Here is a 20198-nt window from a genome sequence, read left to right on the forward strand (position 1 = left end):
CCGGCTAAAACCTACCTTCCCGGCTCGTCGTTCCAAAGAATCTTGTGCAACTGCAGCTGGAAGCGCACCGGCAGGCGATCGGCGACGATCCAGTCGGCCAGGTCGCTGGGCTTGATCTGGGTGAAGCTCGGCGAGAACAGGACGTCGCAGATCGCGGTCAGGCCGTGCTCGGCGACGATAGCCTTCGACCACTCGTAGTCTTCGCGGCTGCAGATCACGAACTTGATCTGGTCGTGCGCGGTCAGCAGCGGCAGGTTGCTCCACAGGTTGCGGTGGGCTTCCTTGGAATCGGGGGTCTTGATGTCCAGCACCCGCGAGACGCGCGCATCGACCGGGCCGATGTCGATCGCGCCGGAAGTCTCCAGCGAGACCTCGTAGCCGGCGTCGCACAGCTTCTGCAGCAACTGGATGCAGCGCTTCTGCGCCAGCGGCTCGCCGCCGGTCACGCAGACGTGGCGGGCGCCGTGTTGGGCGACCTCGGCCAGGATGGCTTCGAAATCCCACCATTCGCCGCCGTGGAAGGCGTAGGCGGTGTCGCAGTACTGGCAGCGCAGCGGGCAGCCGGTCAGGCGCACGAATACGGTCGGCCAGCCGATGCTGTTGGATTCGCCCTGCAGCGACAGGAAGATTTCGGTCAGCCGCAGGCGCTCGGACGGCGCCTCGGCCGTCTGGGTGACAACGGCGTTCATGGGAAACCTTAGTTGCGCAGCCGGCTCAGCTGGATCGCGTTGAGGCGATCGGAGGCTGTGCGGGCCGCGTCGGTGCCGGGATAGCGGGTCGCGACGTCGGCGAGCGTGCGCTCGGCGGCATCGACCTGTTTCAGGCCGAACTGGGCCAGACCGACCTTGAGCAGGGCGCCGGCGGCCTTGTCGTGGGTCGGATAGCGATCGAGCAGAGCCTGAAACTGCTCCTGCGCGAGCTGGTAATTCTGCGTGACGTAATAGCTTTCGCCGAGCCAGTACAACGCGTTCGGCGCATACGTGCCGCCCGGGTGCGCGGCCAGGAATTCCTGGAACAGCCGCGCCGATTCGACGTACTGCCCGGCCTTGAGCGCGCCGAAGGCGGTGTCGTAGGCGGCGCGTTCGTCGCCGCTCTGGGCGATCAGGCCCGGATCGCCGTGCACGCTCGGCGGGGTGTCCCTCACCGCCGCGGGCGGCGGTGTCGGAGCGGACGCCTGCGGCGGACCGGCGGCGGGCGCCGCGGGCGCGCCGGCACCGCCTTCGAGACGGTTGAGGCGGTTGTCGGTGTCCAGGTACTGGGCTTTGCTGCTGTCCTGCAACTGCTTGTTTTGCTGCTGCAGTTCTTCGATCTGCGAGCGCAAGGCCTGCATTTCGGTCCGCAGTTGGGTGACCTGGTTGAGCAGGTCGAGATTGGCCTGATTGTCCGAAGCGCGCTGCTCGAGCACCGCGACGCGGTCGGCCAGGCTGGCGCGCTGGGCAAAAGCGGGCGTGGCGGCCGTCGAGGCCGCCACGATCGCCAAGGCTAGTGCGAATTTACGCATCGCTGATAAGCCTTCGTTGTATAGCGTGGATGTTTACGACCGCGGCTTACTTGGCGGTGTAGACGATCTCGACGCGACGGTTCTTGGCCCAGCAGTCTTCGTTGGACTCGGTGCACACCGGGCGCTCTTCGCCGTAGGAGGTCACGGTGATCTGGCTGCCCGAGGCGTTGTTGGCCTGGATCGCCGAGGACACCGCCTTGCCGCGGCGCTCGCCGAGGCCGAAGTTGTACTCGCGGCTGCCGCGCTCGTCGGCGTTGCCTTCCAGGGTCATGCGCGAGGACGGACGGTCGCGCAGGTACTTGGCGTGGCAGCCGACGATGGCCTGGAATTCCGGCTTCAGCGAATCCTGGTCGAGGTCGAAGTAGACCACGCGCTGACGCAGGCAGGCGTCGGTGTCGAGGTCGTTCGGGCCGTAAGCGCCGGAGGCGACCGGACCGTTATCGGAGGGCTGGCTGGTGGACGGGCCGGTGGTTTCGGTCGGCGGAACTTCCTTGACCTTCTTCGAGCAGGCGACGGCCGCGGTGCAGAGCACGGCGGCGAGCAAAATGCGGGCAGCGTTGTTCATGGGGTATTCCTCGTCAGTTTATAGCGTGGGGCAGGAGTCGTTCGGGGGTCAGCGGGCGAGCTGGCGCGATCTGCGCATGGGGTCGGCCGGCGCTTCAGCGCGGCAGCCGGTAAGGTCCCCAGGCCGGTTCGCGCACGTCGCCGTCCGCGAGCACCAGGCGCTGGCGCACCCGGGCATCGGCGGAAACGGCATACAGCACGCCACGGCGTCCTTCGCGCGCAGCATAAATGATCATGGAGGCATTCGGGGCAAAGCTCGGCGACTCGTCGAGCGAGCCGGGCGACAACGTGCTCCAGCGCGGCGAGCCGAGGCTGGAATCCATCATCGCGATGCGGTAGGTGCTGCCGGCGCCCTGCGCGGTGACGATCTTCTTGCCGTCGTAGGACACGTCGGCGCTGGCGTTGTAGCTGCCCTGGAAGGTCACCCGGGTGGCGCCGCCGCCGCTGGCGGCGACCACGTAGATCTGCGGCTTGCCGCCCCGGTCGGAGGTGAAATAGATCTTGCCGCCGTCGGCCGACCAGGTCGGCTCGGTGTCGATGGCGAAGTGGTTGGTCAGCTGGGTCAGCGCCTTGCTGCCCAGGTCCATCACGTAGATCTCCGGGTTGCCGCTGCGCGACAGGGTCAGGGCCAGGCGGCGGCCGTCGGGCGAGAACGCCGGGGCGCCGTTGATGCCGCGGAACTTGGCGATCAGCTCGCGGCTGCCGGTGCCGATGTTCTGGATGTAGATCGAGGAATTGCCGCCCTCGAAGCTCACATAGGCCAGCTTGTTGCCGTCCGGGCTCCACGACGGGGACACCAGCGGCTCGGGCGAGCGCACCACGGTCTGCGGGTTGTAGCCGTCGGAGTCGGCGACCATCAGCGCGAAGTTGCTGCCGCGGCCCAGGCCGGTGGCGGTCACGTAGGCGATGCGGGTGAAGAACGCGCCGCGCACGCCGGTGATCTTCTCGTACACCGCGTCGGCGATCTGGTGGGCGACATCGCGCATCGCGTTGGAGCGCGCGGTCAGGGCGAAGCCCAGCAGGCGCTGCTGCTTGGCCACGTCGAACAGCTCGTACTCGACCCGGTAGCTGCCGGCGCCGGCGTCGGCGACGCGGCCGACGACGATGTAGTCCTGGTTGAGCGCGCGCCAATCCGGATAGCTGATTTCGCTGCCCTTGGTCGGCTTGGCGGTCATCTGCTCGACCGGCAGGCCGCGGAACTGGCCGGAACGGTTGAGGTCGTTGCGCACCACTTCGGCGATGTCGGTCGGCGGCGCGGCGCCGCCGCCCTGGTAGGGCATCGGCACGACCGCGATCGGCGTGGCCGAGGCGTTGCCGCCGACGATGTCGATCTCCAACCCTTGCTGCTGGGCCGCGGCGGCGAGGGGAAGCAGGAGAGCCAGCAGTGAGGCCAGCCAGCGCAGGGATCGTTTCATCGGCACTCCGTGGGGTTCAACGGGGGTTTGTTCAGGTTCGGCATTGTTAACGCTGTTGAGTGAACGTGGGCTCAAAACCTGGGGTCAATTTGCATTTCCGGCAGGCTCGGTCGCCCCAACGGTCGTCAACGGCACGGATCGGCGCGGATTGGAGGCGAAAATTCGCGATCATCCGGACCGCTTCGGCACAACGCCGTTCGGCGGCCAGAGCGTCTCAGCGCTCCCGCAGACGCCTCCACCAGCGTTTGACCCGGCTGTCTTCCGCCTCGTCGGGCTCCTGCGCGCGCAGATTCAGCCGCAGCTGGCGCTGGAACACCTGTTCGTAGCCCTCGTACGGCAGCGGCTGGGCCGCCCGCACCGCCGCCAGCAGCGAGCTGCGGCCGGCCTCGTCGAGATCGCAGGGATCGACCGCCTTCACCGCCACCACCTGCCCGCCCGGCAACTGGCGCAGGTCGAGGGTGCAGGTGCTGTCGGCGGCGACGCTGGACGGCGGATGCCAGTGCTGCAGGATGTTTTCGCGCAGCAGCTCGTAATAGCGCAGCTGGTTTTGCGGCAGGCAGCGCTCGGGCTGCGAGCAGTCCGCGCCCATCGGCTCGGGACGGCGCGCGGCGGCCGGCGGCGCGAACGCGGCGACGGCCATCGCCGCCACGGCGGCGAGCCAGGCCAGGCGCGAATTCCGCGCGGCGGCGAAGGCGGCCATCAGCGGTCCTCGGCCTTGAAGTTGAGGTTGAGGTTGCGCGAGAACACTTTCTCGAAGCCGGCGTACGGCAGCGGCTGGGCCTTGAGCACGGCGGCCTCGATCGAACGCCGGCCTTGTTCGTCGTAGCCGCAAGGCTCGACCACTTCCACCGAGATCACGTTGCCGCCGGGCAATTGGCGGATGTTGAGCCGGCAGCCGGCGCCGATCGGCACGGTGTCCGGACGCGTCCACTTCTGCACGATCGCCGATTGCAGCGCGGCGGCGTAGCGCGCGGCCAGGCCGGCGTCCACGCCTTCGTTGCCGGCCGGCTGCGACGGCGACGGCGTCGCCGCGTTCTGGCTGGCGTTCGCGGCGCGCGCGTCGGCGAGCTGCTGCAGCTTCTGCTCGGCCAGACTGGTCTGCTTCTGCAGCTTGGCGCGTTCGGCGCGGATCTTTTCGAGTTCCTTGAGTTTTTCCTGCTGCTCGGCGGCCAGGCGCTGCTGTTGCTGCGCTTCTTCCTGGCGTTTTTGCTCGGTCAGATCGACCTGTTCCTGGCGCGCCTTGGCTTCCTGCACCTTCTGCTCTTCGGCGCGGTTGGGCGTGGGCGTGTCCACCACCTGCTCCTGGCTGGTGTCGTCGGGCACCGGGATGAAATCCTGCGGCGCCTGCTGCTGCGGCGCGGGCGCGTCCTGCGGCTTGGGCTCCGGGATCGGTTGCGGCAAGGGCGCCGCGTCTTCCGGCTCGGGCGTGGGCAGCGTTTCCACCGGCTTGGGACGATTGCGCAAGGTGCGCTGCATCGCCGCCGACAGGTCGCTGATGTCGGTGAGTTCGGAGGAAATCGGCGAGCCCGCGGCGGCCACCTGCTCGCTTTGCCAATTCCAGAGCATGCTCAGGAAAATGGCCACGATCAGCAGGCCGTGCAGCAGCACGGCCACGATCGCGGCTTGCGCGGTGTCGGCGCGGGTTTCCCTCATTGCGCCCGGCTCCGCTGCTCGGGCTGGCTCATCAGGCCGACTTTTTCCACGCCGGCGTCCTGCAGCACCTTCATCGCGTCGAAGACTTTCTGGTAATTGGCCGTGCCTTCGGCGGCGATGAACACCTGCAGCTTGTCCTTGCCGTTCTGCTTGACCAGGGCGCCGATCTTGGTCGCCAGGGTGTCGCGGCTGACGGCTTCGTTGTTGCCGGCCTTCAGCGCCAGGAAGTAGTGGCCGTCCTTATCGACGCTGACCACGATCGGATCGTTCTTGGCGTCGATGGACTTGACGTTGGACTTGGGCAGCTCGACGTCTACGCCCAGGCTGAGCAAGGGCGCGGTGACCATGAAGATGATCAGCAGCACCAACATCACGTCGATGTAAGGCACGACGTTGATCTCGGCCTTGAGCTTGCGTTTGCGCGGGCGGCGGATAGCGGTGCCGGACATGGCGGATTCCTCGTCGGTTGCGCTCGATTTACGGCGAGCGCAGCGGTCGCGCTGAGCGCGGGCTGGGCGGAGTGGCGATCGGCGCGGGCCGCATCACTCGTCCAGGTGCGACTGCCGCTGCAGGATCGAGGAGAACTCTTCCGAGAACGCGTCGTACCGCACCGCCAGACGCTCCACGCCGGTGGCGAAACGGTTGTAGGCCCACACCGCCGGGATCGCCACGAACAGGCCCATCGCGGTGGCCAGCAGCGCCTCGGAGATGCCCGGGGCGACGTCGGCGATGCCGACCTGCTTGGTGGTGGACACCAGCGAATGCATCGTCACCATGATGCCGAACACGGTGCCGACCAGGCCGATGTAGGGCGAGGTCGAGCCGATGTTGGCCAGCAGTTCCAGGTTGTGTTCGAGCCCGTCGAGCTCGCGCGAACCGGTCGCGCGCATCGCCCGCTGGGCGCCTTCGAGCTGGGCGCGGGCATCGACGCCGCGACGCTGGCGGATGCGGTTGAACTCGCGGAAGCCGGCTTCGAAGATGGCCTCCAGGCCGCCGATCGAGCGCGCGCGCTCGGTGGTGCCGGCATACAGCTTGGACAGCTCCGCGCCCGACCAGAAGCGTTCTTCGAAATGGTCGGCCTCGGACCTGGCGCGGCGGATCACCTTCCACTTGCGGAAGATGATGAACCACGAAGTGATCGAGGCGACCACCAGCAGGGCCATGATGAGCTGGACCGGCAGGCTGGCCTTGATCACCAGATCCCACAGATTGAAGCCGGCGGTGGCCGTGGCGGCCGCCGCGGCGCCTTGCGTCACGGCCTGGGCGGCTTCCTCCGGCAGGGCTTGCACAGTCGTGGCCAGAAGCGCGATCAGCGATGACGTCATGCTTGGTTCTCCGTAGCCCGATACGCGGGCCTGTGATGGGGCAGCGCGGTCCGTGGGGAGTCAACGAGCCGCGGGGTGTGGAGGGGTCGAACGGTAATTTGGTGCGGAAGTTTTTACAGCGAAGTTCGTGAAGCGCGGTGCAAGGCGCCGGGCGGGCCGCGGATGCGCTCAGCCGCCGTCGCCGGGCGCTTCCTGCGCCTGCAGTTGCGCCAGCAACGCGGGCGGGATCGCGCACGGACGCCAATGCTCGGCGTCCACCGCGGCGACCCGTACCTCGGCGCTGATCAGCATCTCCGCGCCGCGCCGCACGGTCTGCGCGAAGATCAGGCTGGCGCGGCGGCAGCGCCGCAGTTCCACCGTGACCTCCAGCGCATCGTCCAGCCGCGCCGGCTTGAGGAAGCCGATCTGCATGCCGGCGACCACGAACAACAGCCCGTGGTCGCGGCGCAAACCGTCCTGGCCGTAACCCAGCGCACGCACCCATTCGCTGCGCGCGCGCTCCAGAAACGCCAGATATTGGGCGTGATACACCACGCCGCCAGCATCGGTATCTTCCCAATACACGCGTGTCGGCCAACTGAATAGCCGGGAATTGGGAATCGGCAATGGGGAATCGGAAGTCAAGAGCCGCTCCTGTTGAGGCGGGAGTCGGAAATCGGGGATGAGGGATCGCGGATCAAGAGTCAGGCTCCTGGGCCATCGGCAAGGGCATCAGAACAGTTCTCCCGATTCCCCATTCTCGATTCCCGATTCCCGTGGCGGCTTCAGGCCCATCAGGCGGTAGGCCTTGGGCGTGGCCATGCGGCCGCGCGCGGTGCGGATCAGGTAGCCCTGCTGGATCAGGAACGGCTCGATCACGTCTTCGAGCGTGCCGCGCTCCTCGCTCAGCGCCGCGGCCAGCGATTCCACCCCGACCGGGCCGCCGTCGAAGGACTCGATGATGGTGCGCAGCAGGCGCCGGTCGAGATCGTCGAAGCCTTCCGGATCGATCTTGAGCATGAGCATGGCCGCATCGGCGGTGGCATGGTCGATGACCCCGCCGGCGCGGACCTGGGCGTAGTCGCGCACGCGCCGCAGCAGGCGGTTGGCGATGCGCGGGGTGCCGCGCGAGCGCCGGGCGATCTCGGCCGCGCCCTCGGGCACGCAGGAAATCCCGAGGATCTGCGCCGAGCGGCGCACGATCCGGGTCAGTTCCTCGGCGTTGTAGAACTCCAGGCGCTGGGTGATGCCGAAGCGGTCGCGCAGCGGCGCGGTCAGCAGGCCGGCGCGGGTGGTCGCGCCGATCAGCGTGAACGGCGGCAGGTCGAGCTTGATCGAACGGGCCGCGGGGCCTTCGCCGATCATGATGTCGATCTGATAGTCCTCCATCGCCGGATACAGCACTTCCTCGACCACGGGCGAGAGGCGATGGATTTCGTCCACGAACAGCACATCGTGCGGCTGCAGATTGGTCAGCAGCGCGGCCAGGTCGCCGGCTTTCTCGATCACCGGGCCGGAGGTCTGGCGCAGATTGACGCCCAGTTCGTTGGCGATGACGTGGCTCAGCGTGGTCTTGCCCAGCCCGGGCGGCCCGAAGATCAGCACGTGATCGAGCGCCTCGCCGCGTTGCTTGGCGGCCTCGATGTAGATCTTGAGCTGCTCGCGCACCGGCTGCTGGCCCAGGTACTCGTCCAGGCGCTTGGGCCGGATCGAGGCCTCGATGGCGTCGTCTTCGCGGGTGGCGCCGGGAGCGAGGATGCGTGGATCGTTCATGCGGATATGTTCGCATGGGACGGGGGGCGCGGGCAGGACTGGATGAAGGTTCGGCGCTGCCGATCGACGAAGCCGCGTAAATAAGCCCCCTTTTGAAAAAGGGGGCGGGCGCCCGTCGTGCTTGCGGCGATGCGATGCCTTTGGGGCGCCGGAGGATTTGCTGTTGCGGCGCTTCGTGAAAAGCGAATCCCCCTGCCCCCCTTTTTCAAAGGGGGGAATCGGCTTCGGGGATGCGGGTGGGCGGGGTCAGATCTCGACCTGGGCGCCCAACTCCACCAGCCGATTGCCCGGAATCCGGAAGAACCCCGTGGCCGGCGCGGCATTGCGATGCATGAAGGCGAACAGGCGGTCGCGCCAGATCGGCATGCCGCGGTGGCGGCTGGCGACCACGGTTTCGCGGCTGGCGAAGTACGTGGTCTCCATCGGATCGAAATAGATGCCGCCGGCGTCGCAAGAGCGCATCAGCGCCAACGGCACGTCGGGCACTTCCATGAAACCGAAGCGGATCAGCACGCGATAGAAATCGTTGCCGATCGATTCGATCTTGAGCCGCTTCTCCAGCGGCGCGTGCGGCATGCCGAGGGTTTCCACGGTCAGGAACACGTTGCGCTGGTGCAGCACCTTGTTGTGCTTGAGGTTGTGCATCAGCCCGTGCGGGACCACGTCCTTGTCGGCGGTCATGAAGATCGCCGTGCCCGGCACGCGCACCGGCGGCGCCAGCATCAGCCCGGGCAGGAAGCTGTCGAGCTGGATGCCTTCCTTGCGCACTTCCTCGTGCAGCAATTCGCGGCCGCGGCGCCAGGTGCGCATCATCGTGAACAGGATCAGGCCGAGCAGCAGCGGGAACCAGGCGCCGTCCATGAACTTGATGATGTTGGCGTAGAAGAACGCCACGTCCACCAGCACGAACACCGCCGCGAGCAGCCAGAACAACGGCGCCGGCACGCGGCTGTTGGCGCGCAGGTAGATGATCATCAGCACGCTGGTGATCAGCATGGTGCCGGTCACCGACACGCCGTAGGCGGTCGCCAGCGCGGTGGAACTGCCGAAGCCGACCACCGACACGATCACCAGCGCCAGCAGCATCCAGTTGACCGTCGGAATGTAGATCTGGCCGATGGTGTCGCGCGAGGTGTGCTTGATCGCCATGCGCGGGATGTAGCCCAGCTGCATGGCCTGGCGCGCGACCGAATAGGCGCCGGTGATGACCGCCTGCGAGGCGATCACCGTGGCCGCGGTGGCCAGGCCGATCATCGGGAACAGCGCCCATTGCGGCACCGCCTCGAAGAAGGGATTGGCGACCGCCGCGGGCCTGTTGAGCATCAGCGCGCCCTGGCCGAGGTAGTTCAAGGTCAGCGCCGGCAAGGCGAAATAGGTCCAGGCCAGGCGGATCGGCCATTTGCCGAAGTGACCCATGTCGGCGTACAGCGCTTCGCCGCCGGTCACCGCCAGCACCACCGCGCCGAGCACGAACACCGCATGCCAATTGTGTTCGGCGAAAAAGCGCATGCCCCACACCGGGTTCAGCGCCTTGATCACCTGCGGCGCCTCGACGATGTTGTACACGCCGATCGCGCCGAGCGCGAAGAACCACACGATCATCACCGGGCCGAAGGCCTTGCCGACGACTTCGGTGCCGAAGCGTTGCGCGATGAACAAGATCACCAGCACCACCACGGTGATCGGCACGACGAAGCGATCCAGGTGCGGCGCCGCCACTTCCAGGCCTTCCACCGCCGACAGCACCGAGATCGCCGGGGTGATCACGCCGTCGCCGAAGAACAGCGAGGCGCCGAAGATGCCGAGAATGCCGATGATGTAGACCGCGCGGGGGTTGTGCCTGACCGTGCGCTGGGTCAGCGCGGTCAAGGCCATGATGCCGCCCTCGCCGTCGTTGTCGGCGCGCATGATCACCGCCACGTACTTCAAGGTCACCACGATCATCAGCGACCAGAACACCAGCGACAGGATGCCGAGCACGGTGTGCTCGTTCGGCACCAGCCCGTAATGCGGCGAGAACGCTTCCTTCAAGGTGTACAGCGGGCTGGTGCCGATGTCGCCGAAGACGACGCCGATCGCGCCGGCCACCAGGCCGGCCATGCCGGTCTTGGCGTGGCCGCCGGCGCCGTCGGCGTGAGCATGGGATGGCTTGCTGACGGACATGGGGTTTCCCGGGATGGACGCGGCCCGGCGAACGGGCGCTGCGCTGCGCGAACTCTAGCGCTTTATGGATGACGCCGATGCGGCAAGCCGGGCCGGCGCGGCGCGAACCGCGTCACAGCCCCGGCCTGGACCGGCGCTCAGATTTCGACCTGGGCGCCCAGCTCGACCAGCCGGTTGCCCGGAATGCGGAAGAAGCCCGTGGCCGGCGCGGCGTTGCGATGCATGAAGGCGAACAGGCGGTCGCGCCAGATCGGCATGCCGCGATGGCGGCTGGCTACCACGGTTTCGCGGCTGGCGAAGTAGGTGGTGTCCATCGGATCGAAATAGATGCCGCCGGCATCGCACGAGCGCATCAGCGCCAGCGGCACGTCGGGCACTTCCATGAAGCCGAAGCGGATCAGCACGCGGTAGAAGTCGTTGCCGATCGCCTCGATCTTGAGCCGCTTTTCCTTCGGCGCATACGGAATGCCGAGGGTTTCCACGGTCAGGAACACATTGCGCTCGTGCAGCACCTTGTTGTGCTTGAGGTTGTGCAGCAGCGCGTGCGGCACCACGCCCTTGTCGGCGGTCATGAAGATCGCCGTGCCCGGCACGCGCGCCGGCGGCGCCAGCATCAGGCCGGGCAGGAAGCTATCGAGCTGGATGCCTTCCTTGCGCACTTCCTCGTGCAGCAGCTCGCGGCCGCGGCGCCAGGTGCGCAGCAGGGTGAACACGACCAGGCCGAGCACCACCGGGAACCATGCGCCCTGGAAGAACTTGGCGCCGTTGGCGACGACGAAGCCGACATCGACGATGAAGAACACCACGCACAGCGGCAGCACCCACTTGCGCCAGCGCGGCCACAGCGCGCGCGCGACCAGGGCCAGCAGCAGGGTGTCGATCAGCATCGTGGTCGCGACCGAAATGCCGTACGCGGTCGCCAGCGCGGTCGAGCTGCGGAACGCCAGCACCACGCCGATCACCGTGATCGCCAGCACCCAGTTGATGTACGGCACGTAGATCTGGCCGATGGTGTCGCTGGAGGTGTGCTTGATCTGCATGCGCGGGATATAGCCCAGCTGCATGGCCTGGCGCGCGACCGAATACGCGCCGGTGATCACCGCCTGCGAGGCGATCACCGCCGCCATCGTCGCCAGCACGATCATCGGGTACAGGGCCCACGACGGCACCGCTTCGAAGAACGGATTCTTGACCGCTTCGGGATGGTGCAGCACGAACGCGCCCTGGCCCAGGTAGTTGAGCATCAGGCACGGCAGCACCATCGTGTACCAGGCGTAGCGGATCGGCTTGGCGCCGAAGTGGCCCATGTCGGCGTACAGCGCTTCGCCGCCGGTCACCGCCAGCACCACCGCGCCGAGGATCAGCACCGAGTGCGAGCCGTGTTCCATGAAGAAGCGCACGGCCCACATCGGGTTCAGCGCCTTGAATACTTCCGGGCCCTGGATGATGTTGTGGATGCCGATCGCGGCCAGCGCGATGAACCACAGCATGGTGATCGGCCCGAACACCTTGCCGACTTTCTCCGTGCCGAAGCGCTGCGCCATGAACACCATCACCAGGATCAACACGGTGATCGGCACGATGAAACGGTGCAGCCCGGGCGCGGCGACTTCCAGGCCCTCGACCGCGCCGAGCACCGAGATCGCCGGGGTGATGACGCTGTCGCCGAAGAACAGCGACGCGCCGAAAATGCCGAGAATGCCGACCACGTAGGCCGAGCGCCCGCCCTTGGCCAGCGTGCGCTGGGCCAGGGTCATCAGCGCCATGATCCCGCCTTCGCCGTCGTTGTCGGCGCGCATGATGATGGTCACGTACTTCATCGTGACCACGATCATCAGCGCCCAGAACACCAGCGACAGGATGCCGAGCACGGTGTCGTGGTTGCCGGTCAGGCCGAAATGCGGCGAGAACGCTTCTTTCAGCGTGTACAGCGGGCTGGTGCCGATGTCGCCGAAGACCACGCCGATCGCGCCGACAACCAACCCCGGAAGCCCGCGCCTGGACCCGTGATGGCCGGAGTCGTGTCCATTCGCGACCTTTTGGCCGTGAGCAGCTTTCTTCGGAGTAGAAGGAACAGTGGAAGACATTTCGCGTAGTTCCGTGGCGGAAGCCCGCCTTGGCTCAACGAAGCGCGGACTTTAGCGCTTTGCGGATGATGGCGGCGGCATCGTCGCCGGCGGCGACGGCGTCGCGCGCCATGCGCGCGGCTTCGGCCGGCTTGTAACCCAGTTGCTGCAGCGCGATCGTCGCCTCGCTCTGCGCGTCGGCGGGCACGCCGCCGTTGCCGCCGAGCGTCGCGCCGATGCCGGCCAGATCGGCCGCGCGGTCGCGCAGTTCGACCACCATGCGTTCGGCGGTTTTCTTGCCGATCCCGGGAATGCGCGTCAGCGCGGTGACGTCGCCGACCTGCACCAGGCGCGCGAATTCTTCCACCGGCACGCCCGACAGCACCGCCAGCGCAATCTTGGCGCCGATGCCGCTGACTTTCTGCACGTCGCGGAACAGGCGACGCTCGCCCTCGCGCAGGAAACCGTACAGCGACACGCTGTCTTCCTTTTGCGCGTAGTGGGTGAACAGGGCGACTTCGCGGCCGATATCGGGCAGGTCGTAGAACGTGCTCATCGGCGCTTCGAGCTCGTAGCCCACGCCGTGCACGTCGATGACCAGCCATGGCGGCTGCTTGTGCACCAGGATGCCTTTGAGACGACCGATCACGGTGAGACTCCAAACGCGGTATGCGGCACGCCGGGATCGGCGCGCCGCGAGGATTCAGGATTCGGACAATGCCGCCGGTGGGCGATTACGACAACGCGGCCGCGCGCGCGGGGCCCTACCCCGCACGCCGCGTACTTCGCGGCGATCCCCGTGTCGGCGATCATTTCAGGCCCCGCGCCTGCGCAACTGCTGGGTGGAAATACCGGTGCGCTGGGCCGTAGCACTCATGTGGGCATGGGTCAGCGCGACCGCAAGCGCGTCGGCGGCGTCGGCCTGCAGCTTCACTTCGGGAATATTCAGCAACAGCCGCACCATGTGCTGGACCTGCTGCTTGTCGGCCGCGCCGCGCCCCACCAGCGACTGCTTGATCACCCGCGGCGGGTATTCGGCGATCTTGATCCGCCGCCGCACCACCGTGGCCAGCGCCGCGCCGCGGGCGTGGCCGAGCTTGAGCGCGGAGGTCGCGGACTTGTCCATGAAGACGGTTTCGATGGCGACCTGGGCCGGCTGGAACTCGTCCAGGATCGCTTCCAGCCCTTCGCACAGCAGGCCCAGGCGCGAAGGGAAATCCTCCGCGTCCAGCAACTTCAGCGCGCAGGCGTGGACGAACGTGCAACGCCCGTCGCCGGCGACGTCGATGACGCCCAGGCCGGTGCGCTGCGAGCCTGGGTCGATCCCTAGGATTCGGACCGAAGCGGGACTCGGGACTCGGGACTCGGGACTCGAAATGCGTGGAGTGATGGACATGAGGGGCGAGGTTACGCCCGAACCCGCGCACGTGCGCCGATCGAGCGAAGCACCGCTTCGACCGAGTCCCGGGTTCCGGGTCCCAAGTCCCGGGAACTACGCATATGCGTCTTCACCCAAATCCGCGTTGGAGTAGACGCTCTGCACGTCGTCCATGTCTTCCAGCCAGTTCAGCAGCTTGACCACTTGCTGCGCAGTCTCGCCGCCGACGGCGATGTTGTTGTCGGCGCGATAGGTGACTTCCGCCTGCCCGGCGACCAGGCCGGCGGCGTCCATCGCCGCCTTGACCGCGGCGAAGGCGTCCGGCGAGGTCAGCACGTCGATCGAGCCGTCCTCGGCGTAGACCACGACATCGTCCGCGCCGGCGTCGATCGCCACCTCGGTGATCTTTTCCTCGTCCGCGCCGGCCTCGAACCACAGCACGCCGCGCTTGGCGAACATGAAGGACACCGAGCCGTCGGTGCCCAGGTTGCCGCCGAACTTGCCGAAGGCATGGCGCACGTCGGCGACGGTGCGGACCTTGTTGTCGGTCAGGCAGTCCACGATCACCGCCACGCCGCCCGGGGCGTAGCCCTCGTAGCGCATTTCCTCGTATTCCACGCCTTCCAGCGCGCCGGTGGCTTTCTTGATGGCGCGCTCGATCACGTCCTTGGACATGTTCGCCGACAGGCCTTTATCGACCGCGGTGCGCAGGCTCGGATTGCCGTTGGGATCGCCGCCGCCGCGACGGGCGGCCACGCTGATTTCGCGGATGATCTTGGTGAAGATCTTGCCGCGCCGCGAATCCTCGGCGTTCTTGCGTGCTTCGATCGACGGACCTCTACCCATGGCGTTACCGGCGTGTTGTATGAACAAGCCGGCGATTTTACCCGATCGGGTCAAGGCGCGGACTCGAAAACGAGGATTAATGCCGCCCGCGCCGCCGGCCCGGCCTCAGTCGCCGAAACGGCCGCGACGGAAGAACGCCTCGGCCATGCGCGCGGCCTGCGCCGAAAACAGCAGGCCGCTGTGGCTGGCCGGGATCACCGCGTGCGCGGCCAAACCGGGCAGGCGCGTCTCGGAAACCGCCACGGTGCCGTCGCTGTCGCCGTCGAAGCGGCCGAAATAGCGGCCCAGGCCGTGCGGGCTGCTGCCGGCGATCAACCCGACCTGGGCCTCGCCCCGCCACGGCGGGCAGCCGGTCTTGAGCAGATCCGCGGCGCGGCCCAGCGCCGGCGCGCTCCAGGCATGGCTCGCCAGGCCGTGGGCGGCGGCGCTGCCGAGCAGTGGCGAACCCAGGCAGACCACGCGCCGCACCGGCAAGTCGGGGTGATCGCTCAAGGCGCTCAGGGTCATCAGTCCGCCCAGGCTGTGCGCCAGCACATGGCCGGGGGCGCGCCGCAGGCTGTCGATCAGACGCGGAAGCGTCGCCTGCGGGCCGCCGCCGGCGCCGGCGTAGGCGAACACCTCCGGCTCGAACCCGGCCGCCGACAGCCGCGCGCCGAGCCAGGCCATCGACACGCCCGGCATCCAGATGCCGTGCAGCATCACGACCCTGCGAAGGCTGGGGGGTTTCGCCATATGCGTTCCTCGCTGCGGCTGCGGTCCGAGCAATATCGGGCCGCCGGGCTTGGTATCCAAGCGGCGCCGGGGCGGGCGGGAGCCGCGCAGGGTCGAACGCCGGGCTGGGTTCGCGAATCGCCGCGGCCGCTCGGTGCGGCGAGATCGATGCATGGGTCGAGCGCGGACACGGCGGCGCGCGGCCCGGCCCGGCCGCCGGCGTGACTGCGGCCGTCAGAAATCGCACAGTTTCACCGCACTCGAAGCGCCAGATCGCCCCTAGACTTCACCCCGGCCGGCGCACTCGGCCGGCCGACCTCGCTATAAAACGAAACAAATATTGAGGCAAGTTCGGCACATTTCGATTGAAATAGTGACGAATACCTGCAAAACGAAAGATAAAGAACGATAAACCCTGCATAGCGTGACTCAGGTCCGTTTGCCCGCGCATACAAGCGCCAGGATTCGCGCCACCCCTGGCCTGAGTCCTGCGCATGAGCCTCCGACACCCCGCCTCACCCGTCCTGACCGTTCTGGCTTCGGCCGCCGTGGCCGCGCTCGCGATAGTGTCCGCGCCGCTCGCCCACGCCGGCGAACTGCGCCCGGCGCAGAGCAGCGACGACCTGCCCAACCCGCATCGCGGCTTCCTGCTGTGGGGAACCACCGTCGGCGCCGACGGCGGCCTGCCGGACAATCTCTACGGCGCGTCGATGTACCAGATCTACGTGCCGTGGCGCGAGATCGAGAGCGCCGACCAGCAGTTCGACTGGGCCGGCTTCGAACAGCGCCACCTCGCGCCGATCCTGGCCGAGAACCCGAACGCGACTTTCATCCTGCGCCCGGTCGCGGACTATCCCGACGGCGTGAGCAACAACATCAGCTTCTATTTCAACAAGACCGAAGGCCAGCTCGAACGCGACTATCCGAAGTTCCTCGAACTGTCGCCGCTCAACGTCGTCGGCCACGACTACACCAGTTGCGGCGGCGACGGCCCGGGCCGCGCGCCGGAATACAACACGCCGCAGATGCGCGAGCAGTTGCGCCAGTTCGTGACCGCCTTCGGCCAACGCTACGACGGCGATCCGCGCATCACCGCGATCCATGTCGGCCTGCTCGGTTTCTGGGGCGAATGGCACACCTCCGGCTGCGAAGCCTGGGAACCGGACGCGACCACCCGCCAGATCGTGCGCGACGCTTACGCGGCCGCGTTCGTGCAGACGCCGGTGCACACGCGCTACGCGCGCGCCAGCGACCTGGGCGGCACGACCTTCGGCATCAGCGAGGATTTCTTCCCGTCCTTCACCGCCATGTGCAGCGCCTACAGCCCGAAGATGCCGCGTTGCGACGACACCGGCTGGTGGAATCTGGAATGGGGTTTCCGCAACGAAGTCCCGGCCGCGCGCAATAACTGGAAATCCAACCCGATCGGCGGCGAAAGCCCCTACGCCGACCAGAAGAAGACCTGGACTTCGCGCACCGCCAACATCGTCAAGATGCTCAAGGATTACCACTTCACCTGGCTCGGCCCGGCCGGTCAGCACGAGACCGCCGGTTACGCCAGCCAGATGCGCACGATCAAGCGCGCGCTGGGCTACGAGTTCACCGTGCGCCAGGTCAACTGGCCCGACAGCATGCGCGCCGGCGCCTCGATCCCGCTCAAGCTGAGCGTGGAGAACACCGGCTCGGCGCCGCTGTATCACCTGTATCAGACCGAGCTGCACTGGGTCGATGCCGGCGGCGCCACCCGCGCCAAGGCCGCTTTCGACTATCCCTTGAACACCTTGTTGCCGGGCGTGGCGCCGAGCCTGCTCGATCGCACCGCGACGGTGCCGGCCACGCTCGCGCCGGGCAGTTACTCGCTGCGTCTGGCGATCGCCGACACCGCCGCCGGCCGGCCCGGCATCGCCGCGCAGAACAGCGGCCGCGACAGCAGCGGCCGCCTGACCCTGGGGACGGTGACTGTCGCGGCGGCCCGCTGACACTGCGCGCCGGCGCCTCGCGCGGGCGCCGGCGCGCGGTTTCGTCCCGGACGCGCGGCGGATTCGAGGCGAGCCGGGTTACAAACGGTCAGCCAAGCCGAAGTTCGATCACAGTTCGATGGCAGCACGCAGCGACCCCGGGGAGACGGCGGATGACCACCGTCACGAAGCGCTGTAGAAAATAAAACCAGTCAAGCCCTTTGGAAAAAACCGGACAAACAAAAGAGTGATGCCCGTCAACTAAGCACAAGCCAGAAACAGCAAACCCTTGCTAGTGTGACGGCGAGCAAATATTAGAGGGCTGCGCCCGCTTCAGGATGCGCGCCACTCCCCGCCGACGGCAACGCGTAATGGCCCACAGCCACCCTGCCCTGCCCATCGTCAACGTCCTCGCCTCGGCCCTGCTGGCGGCGGTGGCGATGTACTCCGCGGCCCCGTCCTCCTGCCATCCGCGACGGCACGTGTCGTTGATCAATCCGATCCATCTGTATTTCGACAGGGTCGAAGCCCAGCTCCAACACGACTACCCGCTGCTGCTGCGCTGGGCGCCGGACAAGCTGATCAGCCAGGGCCGCATCGATTGCCGCTGCGATCAGATTCCCAGCGACCCGGGCCTGACCCACGGTGTGTCGCAAATGCGCAAACAACTACGCAGTTTCATGCGCGGTTTCGGCTGAGGCCAACCACCGTCGCCCCTGCCGCCGCGCAGGCGTTCACGCCCGGGTTCCGCTTCGAAGACGCCGCCGCTCACATAAGCCGAAAACGCCATAAGACCGTGCGATGACGCCGGTGCGATCCGCGTGCGCAGTCACGTTTGCGGCCGCGGCCGGCTTCTAGATTCCGGCCACGCCCAACGAGGGCGATCACCAGGGAGTCGGTATGAATCGATCGTCGTGGTTTCTGGCGTTGGGCCTCGCGCTCGCGCCCTGCCTCGCCGCACACGCAGCGCCGCCGCGGGTCACCAATGGCCTGGTCGGCGAATGGCATCTGGATCTGTCGGGCACCACCGCTTACGACACCAGCGGCTACGGCCGCAACGGCACCGTGCTGGGCGGATCGGCCTCGTCGTGGGGCTGGCTGAACACTTCGGCCGACCTGAGCGGCGGCAAGTACGTCGAGGTTCCCAATTCCTCGAACCTCAACTTCGGCACCGGCAGCTTCACCCTCGCCGCGTGGATCCGCATGGCCGCGCCGGGCTCGTCCGGGGTGAAGACCCTGATCGAGAATCGCGGCGGCGGCAGCGGCCGCGGCTACGCGTTCGGCGTCGATCAAGGCCGCAACGTGCTGCTGCAACTCAACGACGGCACCACCTGGGCCAACTACGTCTCCGACGGCAGCCTGAGCATGGCGCCCAACCGCTGGCATCACATCGCCGCGGTGGTCAACCGCAGCAGCGCGCCGTACACCATCTCGTTCTACATCGACGGCCGCCGCACCACCGCGCAGCCCTCGCCGATGCTGGCCAACATCGACAACACCGTCCTGCCGTTCCAGATCGGCGGACACATGAGCATCCCGTCGTATCGCTTCAGCGATCGCGTCGACGAAGTGCTGGTCTACAACCGCGCGCTGCCGGCCGACGCCACCGGCGGCCTGGGCGACATCATGTTCGCCGGCCGCACCAACTTCCAGCCGACCTACTGGAACGACGGCAGCACCCGCCAGCGCAACAACAACTGCTACAACTACGCCAACAACAAGAGCACCAACACCTTCGCCCAGCCTGGGCGCGCGGCCGGCGGCATGTACACCTCGTTGACCTGCGCGGCGGTGCGCGCGGCGGCCGAACGCGACGGCCTGGAACCGGTCGCCGACACCCTGATCAACGCCAGCAGCTACAAGAACATTTCCGCGCTGGTGGTCGGGCCCAACTACGACTACCACTGGTACCGTCGCGACGCCAACGGCAAATGGACGCACAAACCCGGCCGCACCGCGGCCACCAACCGCGACAACTCCGGCAACGAAATCACCGATCCGCGCACCGCCAATCGCGGCGCGTACACGGACTTCTGCGGTTTCTACCGCGTGTGGTCCGACAGCATCGAGGGCAGCGGTCATGAACAAGTCAACTAAGCCAGCGGCTCACGGAGGAACCATGCACAAGCGTTCGCTCAAGACTCTGATCGCCACGTTGGCGTTGCTGGCCGCGCCGGCCCTGGCCCTGGCCGCCGAAGCGCCGGGATTGCAGATCACCTACCTGGTGTATTCGGGCCGTCCGAACCCGGTGGTCACCGTCACCGATGCCGCGTCGATGCGCGCGATCGAAACCCGTCTGACCGATGCGCTGGCCGCTCCGGCCAAATCCGGCGCCGCGGCCGAGCCGATCCTGGGCTACAACGGCATCCTGATCGAGCATGTCGGCGGTTCGTCGGCGAAGAGCAGGCCGCAACCGCTGGTGATCAAGGGACGGCAGGTGCGGATCGACACGGCGCCGGCCAGCGATCTCAAGTCGGCGACGGCGACCACGCGCACGTCGGCGGCGGCGGGGGATCTGGAGGCGATGTTGCTCAAGCTTGGGCAGAAGCGCGGGGCGTTGGATGCCACGACGTTGAACGTGTTACTCGACGGGCGTTGATGATCTGATTGGCTGACGTCGTCAGACGAACGGCCCTGCTTCGCGATGGCGAGGCGGAGCCGTTTTGTTTTGGGGTCGAGTGCGCGGTGTGAGTGTTGCCGGCGAGGGAATTTGCTTTGGCTTTGGCTCTGGCTCCGGCTCTGTTTCTGACTTGCTCTGGCCCTTGCTCTGCTTCTGACTTGCTCTGTTTCTTGCTTACGTTCCAGCTCTAGCTTTGGCTTCGCTTTTGCCGTTGCTGGGCGCGGCTAGTAACTCGCGAGACCAGGG

The 20198-nt window shown here is 67.2% G+C and carries 20 protein-coding genes; 4 read left to right on the forward strand and 16 right to left on the reverse strand.

Features of this window, described 5'->3' with window-relative positions:
• Positions 1–11: 11 nt before the first annotated feature.
• From queE to J7J50_RS00600, 16 genes are all read right to left on the reverse strand, one after another.
• Positions 12–689, reverse strand: a complete 678-nt coding sequence (queE, locus tag J7J50_RS00525; RefSeq protein ID WP_215058786.1) for a 7-carboxy-7-deazaguanine synthase QueE — start codon at positions 687–689, stop codon at positions 12–14.
• A gap of 8 nt (positions 690–697) precedes the next feature.
• Positions 698–1501 carry a tol-pal system protein YbgF gene (gene ybgF / locus J7J50_RS00530; RefSeq protein ID WP_215058784.1) on the reverse strand — a complete coding sequence of 268 codons (804 nt, stop codon included), beginning with the start codon at positions 1499–1501 and terminating at the stop codon, positions 698–700.
• A 46-nt stretch (positions 1502–1547) separates the two neighbouring features.
• The gene (gene pal / locus J7J50_RS00535) at positions 1548–2066 is read right to left on the reverse strand and encodes a peptidoglycan-associated lipoprotein Pal (RefSeq protein ID WP_215058782.1); all 519 of its coding nucleotides are present in this window, start codon (positions 2064–2066) and stop codon (positions 1548–1550) included.
• Between the two features lie 94 nt (positions 2067–2160).
• On the reverse strand, positions 2161–3480 hold the full coding sequence (gene tolB / locus J7J50_RS00540) for a Tol-Pal system beta propeller repeat protein TolB (protein ID WP_215058780.1): 1320 nt from the start codon (positions 3478–3480) through the stop codon (positions 2161–2163).
• A 214-nt stretch (positions 3481–3694) separates the two neighbouring features.
• Positions 3695–4180 carry a TonB C-terminal domain-containing protein gene (locus J7J50_RS00545; protein ID WP_215058778.1) on the reverse strand — a complete coding sequence of 162 codons (486 nt, stop codon included), beginning with the start codon at positions 4178–4180 and terminating at the stop codon, positions 3695–3697.
• The gene (locus J7J50_RS00550) at positions 4180–5133 is read right to left on the reverse strand and encodes a TonB C-terminal domain-containing protein (protein WP_215058776.1); all 954 of its coding nucleotides are present in this window, start codon (positions 5131–5133) and stop codon (positions 4180–4182) included. Before J7J50_RS00550 ends, J7J50_RS00545 begins: the two co-directional genes overlap by 1 nt.
• Positions 5130–5582, reverse strand: a complete 453-nt coding sequence (gene tolR / locus J7J50_RS00555) for a protein TolR (RefSeq protein WP_057944045.1) — start codon at positions 5580–5582, stop codon at positions 5130–5132. The genes J7J50_RS00550 and tolR overlap by 4 nt, the downstream gene beginning before the upstream one ends.
• Before the next feature lie 93 nt (positions 5583–5675).
• Positions 5676–6458: a protein TolQ gene (tolQ, locus tag J7J50_RS00560; protein ID WP_215058773.1), complete on the reverse strand. Its 783-nt coding sequence runs from the start codon at positions 6456–6458 to the stop codon at positions 5676–5678.
• Positions 6459–6626: 168 nt separating this feature from the next.
• On the reverse strand, positions 6627–7082 hold the full coding sequence (gene ybgC / locus J7J50_RS00565; protein WP_215058770.1) for a tol-pal system-associated acyl-CoA thioesterase: 456 nt from the start codon (positions 7080–7082) through the stop codon (positions 6627–6629).
• A gap of 87 nt (positions 7083–7169) precedes the next feature.
• Positions 7170–8210 carry a Holliday junction branch migration DNA helicase RuvB gene (gene ruvB, locus J7J50_RS00570; RefSeq protein ID WP_215058768.1) on the reverse strand — a complete coding sequence of 347 codons (1041 nt, stop codon included), beginning with the start codon at positions 8208–8210 and terminating at the stop codon, positions 7170–7172.
• 246 nt (positions 8211–8456) lie between these two features.
• Positions 8457–10310 carry a potassium transporter Kup gene (locus J7J50_RS00575; RefSeq protein WP_251044315.1) on the reverse strand — a complete coding sequence of 618 codons (1854 nt, stop codon included), beginning with the start codon at positions 10308–10310 and terminating at the stop codon, positions 8457–8459.
• Positions 10311–10510: 200 nt separating this feature from the next.
• Positions 10511–12460: a potassium transporter Kup gene (locus J7J50_RS00580; protein WP_215058764.1), complete on the reverse strand. Its 1950-nt coding sequence runs from the start codon at positions 12458–12460 to the stop codon at positions 10511–10513.
• A gap of 34 nt (positions 12461–12494) precedes the next feature.
• Entirely contained in the window at positions 12495–13088 is a 594-nt protein-coding gene (gene ruvA / locus J7J50_RS00585) for a Holliday junction branch migration protein RuvA (protein ID WP_057944052.1), read from the reverse strand.
• A 165-nt stretch (positions 13089–13253) separates the two neighbouring features.
• Complete coding sequence (gene ruvC, locus J7J50_RS00590; protein ID WP_215058762.1) at positions 13254–13835, reverse strand: crossover junction endodeoxyribonuclease RuvC; 582 nt, start codon at positions 13833–13835, stop codon at positions 13254–13256.
• A gap of 96 nt (positions 13836–13931) precedes the next feature.
• Positions 13932–14663, reverse strand: a complete 732-nt coding sequence (locus J7J50_RS00595; protein ID WP_215058759.1) for a YebC/PmpR family DNA-binding transcriptional regulator — start codon at positions 14661–14663, stop codon at positions 13932–13934.
• Between the two features lie 105 nt (positions 14664–14768).
• Entirely contained in the window at positions 14769–15395 is a 627-nt protein-coding gene (locus J7J50_RS00600) for an alpha/beta hydrolase (protein WP_215058758.1), read from the reverse strand.
• Between the two features lie 473 nt (positions 15396–15868).
• On the opposite strand from J7J50_RS00600, the gene J7J50_RS00605 reads away from it, so the two are divergent.
• The 4 genes from J7J50_RS00605 to J7J50_RS00620 all read left to right on the forward strand — a co-directional run bounded on the left by J7J50_RS00605 (position 15869) and on the right by J7J50_RS00620 (position 19931).
• Positions 15869–17353 (forward strand): DUF4832 domain-containing protein, encoded by a 1485-nt coding sequence (locus J7J50_RS00605; RefSeq protein ID WP_215058756.1) that lies wholly within the window; start codon positions 15869–15871, stop codon positions 17351–17353.
• A 350-nt stretch (positions 17354–17703) separates the two neighbouring features.
• Complete coding sequence (locus tag J7J50_RS00610; protein ID WP_215058754.1) at positions 17704–18030, forward strand: hypothetical protein; 327 nt, start codon at positions 17704–17706, stop codon at positions 18028–18030.
• A gap of 202 nt (positions 18031–18232) precedes the next feature.
• On the forward strand, positions 18233–19429 hold the full coding sequence (locus J7J50_RS00615; protein WP_215058752.1) for a LamG domain-containing protein: 1197 nt from the start codon (positions 18233–18235) through the stop codon (positions 19427–19429).
• 22 nt (positions 19430–19451) lie between these two features.
• On the forward strand, positions 19452–19931 hold the full coding sequence (locus tag J7J50_RS00620; protein ID WP_215058750.1) for a hypothetical protein: 480 nt from the start codon (positions 19452–19454) through the stop codon (positions 19929–19931).
• The last annotated feature ends 267 nt before the right edge of the window (positions 19932–20198 follow it).

Source organism: Lysobacter sp. ISL-50 (assembly GCF_018612875.1).
In the GTDB taxonomy this organism is placed as follows: Bacteria; Pseudomonadota; Gammaproteobacteria; order Xanthomonadales; family Xanthomonadaceae; genus Lysobacter.

Bases quoted from the DNA above. Each gene is read 5' to 3' on its own strand.
- J7J50_RS00550 (WP_215058776.1), bottom strand. From the start codon at position 5,133: ATGAGGGAAACCCGCGCCGACACCGCGCAAGCCGCGATCGTGGCCGTG.
- queE (WP_215058786.1), bottom strand. From the start codon at position 689: ATGAACGCCGTTGTCACCCAGACGGCCGAGGCGCCGTCCGAGCGCCTG.
- J7J50_RS00595 (WP_215058759.1), bottom strand. From the start codon at position 14,663: ATGGGTAGAGGTCCGTCGATCGAAGCACGCAAGAACGCCGAGGATTCG.
- J7J50_RS00605 (WP_215058756.1), top strand. From the start codon at position 15,869: ATGAGCCTCCGACACCCCGCCTCACCCGTCCTGACCGTTCTGGCTTCG.
- J7J50_RS00600 (WP_215058758.1), bottom strand. From the start codon at position 15,395: ATGGCGAAACCCCCCAGCCTTCGCAGGGTCGTGATGCTGCACGGCATC.
- ruvB (WP_215058768.1), bottom strand. From the start codon at position 8,210: ATGAACGATCCACGCATCCTCGCTCCCGGCGCCACCCGCGAAGACGAC.
- ruvC (WP_215058762.1), bottom strand. From the start codon at position 13,835: ATGTCCATCACTCCACGCATTTCGAGTCCCGAGTCCCGAGTCCCGAGT.
- tolR (WP_057944045.1), bottom strand. From the start codon at position 5,582: ATGTCCGGCACCGCTATCCGCCGCCCGCGCAAACGCAAGCTCAAGGCC.
- J7J50_RS00610 (WP_215058754.1), top strand. From the start codon at position 17,704: ATGGCCCACAGCCACCCTGCCCTGCCCATCGTCAACGTCCTCGCCTCG.
- ybgF (WP_215058784.1), bottom strand. From the start codon at position 1,501: ATGCGTAAATTCGCACTAGCCTTGGCGATCGTGGCGGCCTCGACGGCC.
- J7J50_RS00620 (WP_215058750.1), top strand. From the start codon at position 19,452: ATGCACAAGCGTTCGCTCAAGACTCTGATCGCCACGTTGGCGTTGCTG.
- J7J50_RS00575 (WP_251044315.1), bottom strand. From the start codon at position 10,310: ATGGCCGGCCTGGTGGCCGGCGCGATCGGCGTCGTCTTCGGCGACATC.
- tolB (WP_215058780.1), bottom strand. From the start codon at position 3,480: ATGAAACGATCCCTGCGCTGGCTGGCCTCACTGCTGGCTCTCCTGCTT.
- J7J50_RS00615 (WP_215058752.1), top strand. From the start codon at position 18,233: ATGAATCGATCGTCGTGGTTTCTGGCGTTGGGCCTCGCGCTCGCGCCC.
- tolQ (WP_215058773.1), bottom strand. From the start codon at position 6,458: ATGACGTCATCGCTGATCGCGCTTCTGGCCACGACTGTGCAAGCCCTG.
- J7J50_RS00580 (WP_215058764.1), bottom strand. From the start codon at position 12,460: ATGTCTTCCACTGTTCCTTCTACTCCGAAGAAAGCTGCTCACGGCCAA.
- J7J50_RS00545 (WP_215058778.1), bottom strand. From the start codon at position 4,180: ATGGCCGCCTTCGCCGCCGCGCGGAATTCGCGCCTGGCCTGGCTCGCC.
- pal (WP_215058782.1), bottom strand. From the start codon at position 2,066: ATGAACAACGCTGCCCGCATTTTGCTCGCCGCCGTGCTCTGCACCGCG.